Genomic DNA, 12,497 nt, shown 5'->3' on the forward strand with positions numbered 1-12,497 from the left:
TTAAAAATTTTAGTCTTTTTTAAGAGAAAGTGTTTCGTTTTCGAATTGACCAAATGTAAAATACTGAATCCAATCTCCTAAGTTTATATAGGTAGAATTTTCTTTTAGTTTGATTTCTAAAGGTAAATGTCTGTGGCCAAAAACAAAGTAATCGTAATGTTTTTGTGTTAATTTCTTTTTGCAATATTGCACCAGCCATTCGTTTTCTTCACCTAAAAACTTAGCATCTTCATCACCAGATATCATTTTGTTTTTTACAGACATATATTGTCCTAATTTAACACCTAAATCTGGGTGAAGCCATCTAAACATCCATTTAAATAAAGGAAAGGTAAACACTTTTTTCATGCGTTTATAACCTTTGTCTCCTGGGCCTAAACCATCGCCATGGCCAATTAAAAAAACTTTGTTATTTATTTTAAACTCTTGCGGAGAATGATAAACAGGAATATTTAACTCCTTTTCAAAATAATCGTTCATCCATAAATCATGGTTTCCTACAAAAAAATAAATAGGAATTCCACTGTCTTTAATTTCTGCTAGTTTGCCTAAAACTCTAACAAATCCTTTAGGTACAACTGTTTTGTATTCGAACCAAAAATCAAATAAATCGCCTAATAAAAAAATGGCTTCTGCATCTTTTTTAATAGTATTTAACCAATTTACAAATTTTTGTTCTCTTGGAAAACTCGCTTCTGGAGTTGGTGCTCCTAGATGTTGATCTGAAGCAAAATATACTTTTTTATTATTGGCTGTAGTAATAGAAATCATTGCTACAAAGTAAAGCTATTCGTTGTTAGTTTCCAACTCTAAAACTTTTTGAAGCATTTTGTCGTCTTTATGTATAATTCTATAAAAACCAACATCACCAAAAAGTACGTTTGCAATAGATGCTTTTAAGTATTTCTTAATGCTTTGTTTTGTTTTAAAAGAAGTTTTTATTTTATCTTTAATTTCAGATAAATAAGATTTGTATACTTTTTCGTCTGTATCAAAATCTTCTATAAAAGATTCAATATTCCAAGTAGATAATTCTTTTCTGTTATTGTCTACGTAATCAAAAGCAAAATCGTTAATGGTATTAAAATAGTATCTCTTCATGTAAGAAGTAGTATCTACAGCCACAAAAACATCAGGAATAATACCGCCACCACCATACACTATTTTTCCTTTAGGTGTTTTAAAACTTAAAGAATCTACTACTTTTATACTGTCTTTATTAAGTAATTCTCCTCTATTAATTCTTTCTTGATAGTCTTTGTAATAGTTGCTGTTTCCGTTACCAGAATAAGGTTTTTGAATAGATCTACCAGTTGGCGTATAGTAACGAGCGGTTGTTAGTCTAACTGCCGAACCATCACCTAAATCCATTTCTATTTGCACTAAACCTTTACCAAAAGAACGTCTACCAATTATGGTTCCTTTGTCGTTGTCTTGCAAAGCACCGGCAACAATTTCTGATGCTGATGCTGAGTTTTCGTCAATTAAAACATATAAGCCACCTTTTTCGAAATCTCCCTTAGAAGTTGCAAAAGATTCGTCTATATCGCCTTTATTATCTTTTGTGAAAACAATTAATTTATCGTCTTCTAAAAACTCATCTACAATACTATTTGCAATGTCTATAAAACCACCACCATTGCCACGAAGATCTAAAACTAAATCTGTCATACCATTGTCTATTAAACTATTTAATGCTGATTTAAATTCTAAATAGGTGTTTCTAGCAAAACGGTCTAACTTTATATAACCAATAGAATCGTTAATCATGTAAGATAAATCTACACTTTTAATGTTTACTTTACCGCGAGTAACATCTACTGTAAAAATAGAATCTGTACTTTTTCTATAAATTTGAAGTTCTACTTTAGTTCCTGGCTCTCCTTTTAAATATTCTGGCACTTTATTAGCAAACATGTTTACGCCAAAATTGTTAAACATATTTTGCCCAAACAAAGTGTCTTTATTTGCCATTAAAATTCTGTCTCCGGCTTTTATTCCGGCTTTAATACTTGGGCCTCCTTTTATAGGCTGAATTACTGTTATTGAGTCTGAAATCATTCTAAATTGAACACCAATACCAACAAAGTTACCTTGCATGTTTTCTTTAACAGCTTGCAGGTTTTCTTTAGGAATATAAACAGAGTGTGGGTCTAATTTACCCAACATTTGCGTAATTGCACCGTCTAATAAACTATCTGTAGAAACTTTGTCTACATAATCGTTTTCTATAAAATTGATAAGTTTTTTTATTTTTTGTTCTTGAGAAGAGCTTTTGGAAAAAGAAAGTAAACTGCTAGAGTTTCCGCCAAAAGATAATCCTATTAAAATTCCAAAAACAACTGCAACTGCAAGAAATAATGGAAGGTTTTTTTTATTCATAAGGTAAATTCATTAATTCGACACCAGCCTTTTCTAAAAATTTTAAACCAGATAGATCTTTGTATGCATTTGCATAAACAACTCTTTTAATACCTGCTTGATGTATTAGTTTACTGCATTGTGTACAAGGAGATAAAGTAATGTAAAGTGTTGCACCTTTTGCAGATTGAGTAGAACCTGCAACTTTTAAAATTGCGTTAGCCTCTGCGTGTAAAACTTCCCACTTTGTATCTCCGTTATCATCTTCACAACAGTTGTCAAAACCCGTTGGGGTTCCGTTAAATCCGTCTGAAATAATCATTCTATCTTTTACAATTAAAGCACCTACTTGTTTGCGTTTACAGTGAGAAAGTTTTCCCCATTCTAAAGCCATTCTTAAGTAAGCTTTATCGTATTTTAATTGCTTTTTTTCTGTCATAGTCTACGAAAGTAAAAAGATTAATAGAATAAAGACGTTAATTATTAGTCAAAATTTATAATTACCAAAAAACTCTGTCTAGCATCATTTGTATAGAAAAACCGATTACGATAGAAGAACAAACTAAAATCCAATCTCTTCTTGTAACCTTAAAAAAGTTTTGTAAAAGAGTACCAATAATTAAGATTCCTAAAACAATTATAATTTGTGCAGCTTCTATACCAACAGCAAATTCTAACAAAGGCATTAATTTATCTTCTTCTTTACCTATCATCATTTTAAAATAACTAGAAAAACCTAAACCATGAATTAAACCAAAGAATAAAGCAAAAACTAAGTTGGTATTTTCTTTACCATAAGATGATTTTTTCGCAGTAAAAACGTTTATAACACCTGTAATAAAAATAGTAACAGGTATTAAAAACTCTATTAGTTTCATGTCTATGTTTAAAATACCATAAGCAGATAAAGCTAAGGTTATAGAATGGCCAATTGTAAAAAGTGTAACCAACCATAAAACTTTTTTTAATTGATTAAAGTTGAAAACAACTGCCAAAACAATTAAAAATAAAATATGATCGTAAGCATTAAAGTCTAACACGTGGTTTAAACCCATTTTAAAGTATAAAATAAAATCGTCCATTTTTTTCTTGAATTTAGAGGAAAATCAAAGATATTAAAAACTTAAAACAACGCTAAATTATTTTGCTTTCTAATTTAATTGGTAAACCAAATTGGTTTACCAATTAAATTATAGTTATATTTGTTTGAAGCATATCTCTTTAAAGTGTTTGTAATAAAGCAGAAAAAGCAAATATAAATGGCTTTAAACAAGTGTTTCTTTAGATATATTTACTGTAAAATTGATCAAAAAAACTATTACTTAATGAAAAATAATCTTCTAATTTTTATAACAATTCTTTTTTTTAACACTTATAATATTCTAGCTCAAGAAAAATTGGTTGCTAATATTTCTGAATATAACGAAGCAATAAAAGTTGTAAAAGCCGGTGATGTTCTTATTCTTAAAAATGGTGTTTGGAAAGATGTTGAAATTAATGCTTTTGGCACCGGAACCAAAGAATTACCAATTATAATAAAAGCAGAAACCGCAGGAAAGGTTATTATCACAGGAAATTCTACATTAAATATATACGGAGATTTTATTATTGTAAGCGGTTTGTGGTTTAAAGACGGATATTCTACTTACAAGTCTGTTGTTCAGTTTAAGAAGAATGCTAAGTTATTTGCTAATAATTGTCGCTTAACTAATTCTACAATTTCTTATTATAAAGTTACGCCAGGTGTAAAAGATCATTGGGTAGATATTTGGGGAAAAAACAACAGAGTAGATCATAATAATTTTACAGGAAAAACTAGTGCCGGAACCACATTAGTTGTTTGGTTAAAAGGAGATGAGCATATAGAAAATAACCACAGAATTGATAATAATTTATTTGGTTTTAGAGAAGAACTTGGTGAAAACGGCGGAGAAACTATTAGAATTGGGACTAGCACAAACTCTATGAAATCTTCTAAAACTTTAGTAGAAAGAAATGTGTTTGCAAGCTGTAACGGAGAAATAGAAATCATCTCTAATAAATCTGGTGATAATATTTTTAGGGATAATTTGTTTGTTGGTAGTAAAGGAACCTTAACATTGAGACATGGTAATAATGCTTTGGTAGAACGAAATGTTTTTTTAGGTAACAGTGTTAGTAAAACTGGAGGTATTAGAGTAATAAACTCTGGACATATAATCAAAAATAATTTACTAATTGGTTTGCAAGGAGAAGGTTATAGAGGTTCTATTGTATTAATGAATGGAGTTTTAAATTCACCTTTAAATAGATACCATCAAGTTAAAAATGTAGACATTCAAAATAATACAATTATAAATTCGGGTCCGATAGTTTTTGGTGCAGGTAAAGACGATGAGAAAACCTTAGCTCCAGAAAATGTTAATTTTTCTAACAATCTAATTTTTAACAATAAAGCTGCAAATAATGTACAGTTTTTAGATGCTGTTTCTGGTATTAATTTTAATACAAATTATATTGATGCAACTGATGCAGACATTGTAGGATTTATAAAGACTAAAATCAATTGGAAAGAATTAAAAAATTATCCAATTCCGACAAAAGAAAATCAAGATTTACTTAAAGCAACTAAGAATAATTTAAGTCCTGTAAAAGACATTACTAGAAAATTAAGATCAGTATTAAATGTAGGCGCTTTTAATTTAGGTTCAAACAGATTGCCGATTGCTTTGAGTTTAAGAGCAGGACCAGGCTGGAAACCAAAAATAGTTGCACCAAAGGTAAAAAAGCAAGAAATATTAGTAAAACCCGGAGTTTCAACTCTAGAAGAAGCTATAAAAATTGCCACTAAAGGAGCGGTTTTAAAATTAGAAGCAGGAGAGTTTTTATTAAAGAAAAAAATTAAAATAACTAACAATATTACAATTACGGGCGCACAAAAAGGAGTTTCTGTAATCTCTGTAAGTGATGATGTAGAAAAGCAATTAGATTATATTTTTAGAGTAAATGAAGGTGCAACATTAAAGTTGTCTAATGTTACTTTAAACGGAGAAGTAAAATCACCTAAATACGCAATAGTATCTCCTAACAAACAAGAAGGCGGTTTGTATAATGTATATGTAAATAATGTAACTTTTAAAAATTTTAATAACAAAAATGGTGGTAGTGTTTTTAAAGCATACAACGGTACATTAGCAGATACTTTAAGTTTTAAGAATTCGAAATTCGAAGATAATTACAGAGGTTTAAATTTATCTTACGATAAAGATATCATTGGTAAAATTAATGCGAATAACATTATTTTACAAAATACTATTTTTAAGAATATTGAAGGAGAAGCGGTAAATTATATTAGAAAAATACCAACACCAGAAATTCCTGGAGGAAATTTGGTTGTTAATAACTGTGTGTTTAGTAAGGTGAATAATAAAGAAAAAGGACAATTTTTAAAGACAAACGGAATACACAAAGTAGAAATATCTAATTCGGTATTCGAAAAAAGTTATAAAATTAAAGTTCCGTTAGATTTAAAAGGAAGTAAAAACCTTGTTTCTAATTGTTTAATTTATACTAGCGGATTTGTAAAAGTTAGTAAAAATGCTAAGAAGGTAAATCTAATTTATAAGAATCCTAAATGGGAAAATCAAGTATTGTTTATTCCAAGTGAGAAATCAGAATTACTAAAGAAAAATAATAAGAGAGCCCATATTGGTTTAAAAAGTGAAAATTTTTAAAATGAAAAGCATTCATTTTTTTAAACTGTTTTAAGTGAAATTCGTTTTAAAATTGACTTAAATTTATGATAAATTCACAAATGATATTTTTTTACTGATTTCTTAATATTATAAAATATTTCAAAAATTGAAATATAAAACCTATATTTGGTTTACCAATTTGGTAAACCAATTGTGATTTTAGCAGAAATTACAGGCTAAATTGTCAATTTGACAACGAAACATTAACTACATTTTAAAAATTTTATGAAGAATTTAATTTTAGTAATCACTACTTTATTTTTATTCATTTCTTGCAATGAAACATCAGTCAATAGTATTTTAGTTAACGATTCATCAGAACTTTTAGATGCTATAAAAGAATTAAAAGCGGGAGATGAAATTGTAATGGCTAACGGAACTTACAAAGATGTAGAAATCAAACTTATTGGAGAAGGAACCGAAAGTGATCCAATTAAATTAAAAGCAGAAACGCCTGGAGAAGTTTTTATTGAAGGTGCTTCTAGTTTAGAAATTAGTGGAAATTACATAGAAGTAAGCGGATTGTTTTTTAGAAATGGACATTCACCAAAAACAAATGTTATTGCGTTTAGAACAAGCGAAAAGGAAGTTGCAAATCACTCTAAAGTAACCAATTGTGTTATTTTAGATTATAACAATTTAGAGCGCGACCAAGATAATCTTTGGGTGCAACTTTACGGTAAACACAACGAATTCAGCAACTCTTATCTTGCTGGTAAAACAAACGGGGGGCCAACGTTAAGAGTAGATTTAAAAGGAAACCAAAGTATTAGAAACTTCCATAAAATTATCAATAATCACTTTGGTCCAAGACCAAGAAAAGGTGGTGCAAGAGGAGAAACCATTCAGTTAGGAAGTAGTTTTACATCAATGAGTCCAAGTAACACGTTAATTGCAAATAATTTATTTGAAGAATGTAATGGTGAGGTTGAAATCATTTCAAGTAAAACCAATTTCAACATTATCAAAAACAATGTGTTTTATAAAAGTGAAGGTTCTGTTGTTACAAGACACGGAAATTACGTTACTGTTGACGGAAATTATTTTATTGGCGATGGCGTAAACGACCAATATGGCGGAATTAGAATTATAAACACCGGTCATTGGGTAATTAACAACCTGTTTTACAAAATAAAAGGTAAGAATTTTAGAAGTCCAATTGCTATTATGAACGGAATTCCAAAATCGCCATTAAACCGTTACAATCAAGTTACAGATGTTGTAGTAGCTTACAATACGTTTGTAGATTCTAGCTCGCCTTGGCAGTTTGGAGTTGGTACCAATATCGAGCAAGCAGATGTTTTACCAAAGTCGGAAATTAGATCTGCAAGACCATTAAGAACCGAAGTCGTAAATAACATTATTTATAATTCTGAAGGTGATGCAAACCCAATTATCGAACATGATAAAGCCGATGGCGTAACCTTTGCTAGTAACGTTATCGATAATAACGGAGTAGAAGTTAAAAACGATCATGGATTAATTACGAAAGATTTAACCTTAACAGATATTGGTTCAAATTTGTCTGTTCCAACTTCAGGATTCGATGATTTAGAAGTATACAAAGGCTACGATTTTGAAACCATTACAAATGATTTATTAGGAAATTCTAGAGAAAAATCGAATACAATCGGAGCAATTTCAAAAGCTGGAGACATAAATTTAGACTTGTTAGATAAATCTAAATATGGTGCAGATTGGTTTTCAAATGAAGTAGAAGCAAAAGAAGCTACAACACATATGGTTGCAAATGCTCCAGAATTGGTTAGCAAACTTCAAGCAGCAGAAAGTGGCGATATTTTAAGTTTAAATGATGGTGTTTATAATATTTCAGAATCACTAATCGTAAACAAAACAATAACCATCCAATCTAATGAAAATGCTGAGATTGTTTATTCAGGTCCAGCAAATACGTCAGCTATCGAATTACATCCTTACGGAAAACTAACTGTTAAGAATATTAAATTAAAAGGAACAGGTTCTCAACAAGCATTCGCGAGTTTAAAAAAGAACATGTCTAACCATTTTGGATTAGAAGTTTTAGATTCAGAAATCAGCAATTTCAATTATGCTTTAAAAGTGTATAAGCAATCTTTTTCTGAAGAAATTATATTTAAAAACACAGCAATTTCAGACTGTGAAAACGGTTTAGAATTATCTGAAGAAACTAACGATAGAGGAGATTATAATACCGAGTATTTAACTGTTGATAATTGCACATTCACAAACGTAAAGCAAAACGTGATCGATTATTATCGTGGTGGTTATGATGAGTCTACAATTGGAGGAAACCTTCTAGTGACTAATAGTACGTTTACAAATTCTGGAGCAAAAGAAAAAAACGGAATGTTGCTAAATCACAGAGGAATTGTAAATGTAAACATCAATAACAATACATTTAAAAACAATAAAGTGAAGTTTGTTTCAATTCTTTGGGGAGCAAAAAACAATGTAGAATCGAACAATACTTTACTTAATTCTGGTCAAATTAAAACAGAAGAAAACTTAAAGCAAACTTTAATGTATTAACAAATTCTTGCAAAACGGAAGAAGAAATCAGCTATAATCTTATATATTTCCCATGAAAAAACTACCTCTTATAATAGTAGCAATTTTAGCAATTGTTGCTTGTAAAAATGAATCAAAAAAGAAAGAAGAATCTAGTGCTGTTTCAATCACTAATACCATTAAAAAAGCACCAAGTGATGTTATTCCGTTTATGGATAAATGGAAAATCCTTTTAGGTGACGGAACAAAATCTGAAGATTTAGTTGGTTTTCAAAAAGATGATTTTTTCTATGTTGAAACTGAAAACGAAACCGATTGGGTTGTTTATAAAACACCAAATTCTGGTATTACTTCAAAAACGTCTAGCAATACAAGAACAGAATTAGGTGAAAAAAGACATTGGATTCCAGAAGAAGGCGGAAAACTAACAGGAACTTTAAAAGTAAAACATGTGTCTACAACTGGTGACGCAACAAAATCGTCTGCTTTTTCTGTGGTTGTTGGTCAAATACATAGTGGAGCAGGTCATGAAAACGAACCTTTAAAAATCTATTACAAAAAATTTCCAAGTCATACAAAAGGTTCAGTATTTTGGAATTACGAAATTAATACCAAAGGAGACAATGCTGGTCGTTGGGATTATTCGACAGCGGTTTGGGGAAATGATTTTTCTAAAGTTGGTAAAGATGCAACAACTGCACCAAATGAACCTTTAGATGGTATTGCTTTAGATGAAGAATTTAGCTACGAAGTTAATGTGTATAAGGGTATTATGTATTTAACTTTTACAAGTGAAGGACATAAAACGGTAACATTTACTAAAAACTTAATCAAAACAGATTTTCCTACAAAAGCATCTATTCCGCAACAAATTATAGACAATTATGCGTCGCGAAGAAAAGTAAGTGAAGAACGTGAAATTGCATACGCTGGCGAGATTAATTACTTTAAACAAGGCGCATACAATCAAGCAAATGTTAAAACAGGTTCTAAAATCTACGAAGGTGATATCGCTAAACAATATGAAAACGGAAGTTATGCTGAGGTTTGGTTTAAATCTGCAACCGTAGGAGCATCAACAGCACCAAAAAACTAAAGATGAAAAAAGTAAAAACTACAACATTTAAAATTGTACTATTTGTATTAGTAGCCGTAATGTTTTCATGTAAAAATGAAAATAATACGATTGCTGAAAATACTTCAGACGCTAAAACAACTCAACAACATCCTAAACTTATTTTAACCGCTCAAGGAGTAAAAGATATTAGGGCACAGTTAGGTATAATTCCTATTTTCGATAAATCTTTAGAAGCAGTAAAAAAAGAAGTTGATGCCGAAATTAAAGCAGGAATTGATGTGCCAATTCCTAAAGATTATTCTGGTGGTTACACACATGTTAGGCATAAAAAAAACTGGTTTATTCTTCAAAAAGCGGGTTTATTATATCAAATTTTAGATGACGAAAAATATGCCAAGTATGTAAAAGACATGCTAATGGAGTATGAAGCATTGTATAAAACCTTACCATTACATCCAAAAACAAGATCTTATGCTAGAGGAAAATTATTTTGGCAATGCCTTAACGATTCTAACTGGTTGGTATATGTAAGTCAGGCTTACGATTGTATCTATAATTATTTAACCGAAGAAGAACGTAACAAATTAGAAACTAATTTATTCAGGCCGTTTGCAGATCATATTTCTATAGATAGTCCACAATTTTACCAACGTGTACATAACCATAGTACTTGGGGAAATGCAGCAGTTGGAATGATTGGTTTGGTTATGAATGATGATGAATTAATCAATCGTGCCTTATACGGAATTAAAGATTTAAAATTAGATGCTAACAAAAAAGACGATGATGGTGGTTTTTTAAACAAGGACGGAAAAGCAGGTTTTTTAGCGAATATTGAAGAGCCTTTTTCACCAGATGGTTATTATAATGAAGGACCATATTACCAACGTTATGCGATGTATCCGTTTTTAGTTTTTGCTGAAGCATTACACAATGTAAAACCAGAACTTAAAATTTTTGAATACAAAGAAGGCGTACTTTTAAAATCTATAAATGCATTATTAAACTTATCTGATGCAGATGGTGATTTTTTTCCATTAAACGATGGACAAAAAGGAATGTCGTATTACACAAACGCTTTGGTAACTGCTGTAGATGTATCTTATCATTTTGGAGAGCAAGATCCTGGTTTATTATCAATATCAAAAGAACAAGACAAAGTCTTATTAGACGATTCTGGTTTGGCAGTTGCTCTTGGTATTAAAAATGGAAAAGAAAAACCATTCACTAAAAAATCTATCAACTTGTCTGATGGTCCAGAAGGAAAACAAGGTGGTGTTGGTATTTTAAGAAATGAAAATTTAGAACTCGTTTTTAAATACGCAGCACAAGGTTCTAGTCATGGACACTATGATAAATTGTCATATTCTTTATATGAAAACGGAGAAGAAGTCATTCAAGATTATGGATTATCTCGTTTTGTAAATATCGAACAAAAAGGTGGTGGAAATTATCTAAAAGAAAATAAAACTTGGGCAAAACAAACCATTGCACATAATACAGTTACTCAAAATGAAACCTCTCATTTTACTGGAAAATATGATATAGGAAGTTTACATCATTCTGATCTAAATTATTTTTCTTCGGAAAATGAAAACGTGCAAGTAGTAAGTGCTATCGAAAAAAATGCATATCCAGGAACCACAATGCTTCGTACGATGGCTATAATTAAAGACGAAGATTTCGAAAAGCCATATATGCTTGATATTATGAAGGTGACTTCCGCAACAGCGAACCAATACGATTTCCCTTTTTACTATTTCGGACAAGTATTACAAACAAATTTTGAGTACAATTCACCTAAAACATTAAAACCTTTAGGTTCTAAAAATGGCTTTCAGCATTTATATGTAGAAGGTTCAGGAAAAGCATCAGAAGGCAATACTAAGTTTTCATGGTTTAACAATAACAAGTTTTACTCGTTAACTACAGAAACTTCAGTTAAAGATGAAGTATTATTTGCTAGAATTGGAGCCAACGATCCAGATTTTAACTTACGTCGTGATCCTGCTTTAATTTTAAGAACTATAAATTCAAAAAACAGAACGTTTGTGTCTGTAATAGAATCTCACGGAAGTTACAGTCCAGTTTCAGAATCTGCAGTAAACTCAAATAGCAGCATCAAATCAATTAAAACAATTTTAGATTCAGAAGATTATACAGCAATTGAGATTACCAATTTAAACGGGAATGTTAAATTGTTTATTACTGCAAATGCTAACAATTCAAAAGAAACAAACCATAATTTAAAAATTAGCAATAAGAATTATGAATGGTTAGGTTCTTATTATTTCAAATAAAATAAAACAAAAAAACATAATTAAAAATGAAAAGATTTAGCGAAAAGTACATTGTAGCAAAAGACATGGAATGGGAAAAACTTGGAGGAGGAGTTTCTAGAAAGTTTTTAGGTTACGACAACCAAATCATGATGGTAAGTGTAAAATTTGAAAAAGGAGCTTTAGGAGCACCGCATCAACATTTTCATACGCAAGCTACCTATTGCGTGTCAGGTAAGTTCGAATTTGAAATTGATGGAGTAAAGCAAATTGTAGAAGCTGGAGATGGTGTTTACATTGAACCAAATTTATTGCACAGTGCAGTTTGTTTAGAAGAAGGGCAGTTAATTGATACGTTTAGTCCGGTAAGAGAAGATTTCTTAACAGGTGATGGTCCTTCATATTTTAGTGACAAAGAATCCTAAATAGATAAAAAACAGCCCTAAATATTGAGGTTTTTGTGAAATTTTTAACAAAATTTTGTTTAATTCAAAAAATAGGGTATATTTGGTAAACCAATTTGGTAAACCAGTTTGG

The 12,497-nt window shown here is 30.3% G+C and carries 9 protein-coding genes; 5 read left to right on the plus strand and 4 right to left on the minus strand.

Annotation, left to right across the window (positions count from 1 at the left end):
• Positions 1–9: 9 nt before the first annotated feature.
• From ACYPV9_RS01760 to ACYPV9_RS01775, 4 genes are all read right to left on the minus strand, one after another.
• Positions 10–771 carry a UDP-2,3-diacylglucosamine diphosphatase gene (locus ACYPV9_RS01760; protein ID WP_459741392.1) on the minus strand — a complete coding sequence of 254 codons (762 nt, stop codon included), beginning with the start codon at positions 769–771 and terminating at the stop codon, positions 10–12.
• A gap of 15 nt (positions 772–786) precedes the next feature.
• A complete protein-coding gene (locus ACYPV9_RS01765; protein WP_459741393.1) occupies positions 787–2,382 on the minus strand; it encodes a S41 family peptidase in 1,596 nt (531 codons plus the stop codon).
• On the minus strand, positions 2,375–2,800 hold the full coding sequence (locus tag ACYPV9_RS01770; RefSeq protein WP_077810525.1) for a deoxycytidylate deaminase: 426 nt from the start codon (positions 2,798–2,800) through the stop codon (positions 2,375–2,377). Before ACYPV9_RS01770 ends, ACYPV9_RS01765 begins: the two co-directional genes overlap by 8 nt.
• Positions 2,801–2,861: 61 nt before the next feature.
• On the minus strand, positions 2,862–3,443 hold the full coding sequence (locus tag ACYPV9_RS01775; protein ID WP_459741394.1) for a HupE/UreJ family protein: 582 nt from the start codon (positions 3,441–3,443) through the stop codon (positions 2,862–2,864).
• A gap of 243 nt (positions 3,444–3,686) precedes the next feature.
• Here ACYPV9_RS01775 and ACYPV9_RS01780 point away from each other — a divergent pair, with 243 nt between their 5' ends.
• From ACYPV9_RS01780 to ACYPV9_RS01800, 5 genes are all read left to right on the plus strand, one after another.
• Positions 3,687–6,074, plus strand: a complete 2,388-nt coding sequence (locus ACYPV9_RS01780) for a polysaccharide lyase 6 family protein (protein WP_459741395.1) — start codon at positions 3,687–3,689, stop codon at positions 6,072–6,074.
• 246 nt (positions 6,075–6,320) lie between these two features.
• Positions 6,321–8,624: a chondroitinase-B domain-containing protein gene (locus ACYPV9_RS01785; protein WP_459741396.1), complete on the plus strand. Its 2,304-nt coding sequence runs from the start codon at positions 6,321–6,323 to the stop codon at positions 8,622–8,624.
• A 52-nt stretch (positions 8,625–8,676) separates the two neighbouring features.
• Positions 8,677–9,699 carry a polysaccharide lyase family 7 protein gene (locus ACYPV9_RS01790; RefSeq protein ID WP_459741397.1) on the plus strand — a complete coding sequence of 341 codons (1,023 nt, stop codon included), beginning with the start codon at positions 8,677–8,679 and terminating at the stop codon, positions 9,697–9,699.
• A 2-nt stretch (positions 9,700–9,701) separates the two neighbouring features.
• Entirely contained in the window at positions 9,702–11,981 is a 2,280-nt protein-coding gene (locus ACYPV9_RS01795; protein ID WP_459741398.1) for an alginate lyase family protein, read from the plus strand.
• A 26-nt stretch (positions 11,982–12,007) separates the two neighbouring features.
• Positions 12,008–12,385 (plus strand): cupin domain-containing protein, encoded by a 378-nt coding sequence (locus ACYPV9_RS01800; RefSeq protein WP_077810519.1) that lies wholly within the window; start codon positions 12,008–12,010, stop codon positions 12,383–12,385.
• The last annotated feature ends 112 nt before the right edge of the window (positions 12,386–12,497 follow it).

Source organism: Polaribacter sp. OB-PA-B3 (assembly GCF_054589375.1).

Excerpts from the sequence above, each read along its gene's own strand:
- ACYPV9_RS01760 (WP_459741392.1), bottom strand. The coding sequence starts at position 771 with ATGATTTCTATTACTACAGCCAATAATAAAAAAGTATATTTTGCTTCA.
- ACYPV9_RS01765 (WP_459741393.1), bottom strand. The coding sequence starts at position 2,382 with ATGAATAAAAAAAACCTTCCATTATTTCTTGCAGTTGCAGTTGTTTTT.
- ACYPV9_RS01770 (WP_077810525.1), bottom strand. The coding sequence starts at position 2,800 with ATGACAGAAAAAAAGCAATTAAAATACGATAAAGCTTACTTAAGAATG.
- ACYPV9_RS01775 (WP_459741394.1), bottom strand. The coding sequence starts at position 3,443 with ATGGACGATTTTATTTTATACTTTAAAATGGGTTTAAACCACGTGTTA.
- ACYPV9_RS01780 (WP_459741395.1), top strand. The coding sequence starts at position 3,687 with ATGAAAAATAATCTTCTAATTTTTATAACAATTCTTTTTTTTAACACT.
- ACYPV9_RS01785 (WP_459741396.1), top strand. The coding sequence starts at position 6,321 with ATGAAGAATTTAATTTTAGTAATCACTACTTTATTTTTATTCATTTCT.
- ACYPV9_RS01790 (WP_459741397.1), top strand. The coding sequence starts at position 8,677 with ATGAAAAAACTACCTCTTATAATAGTAGCAATTTTAGCAATTGTTGCT.
- ACYPV9_RS01795 (WP_459741398.1), top strand. The coding sequence starts at position 9,702 with ATGAAAAAAGTAAAAACTACAACATTTAAAATTGTACTATTTGTATTA.
- ACYPV9_RS01800 (WP_077810519.1), top strand. The coding sequence starts at position 12,008 with ATGAAAAGATTTAGCGAAAAGTACATTGTAGCAAAAGACATGGAATGG.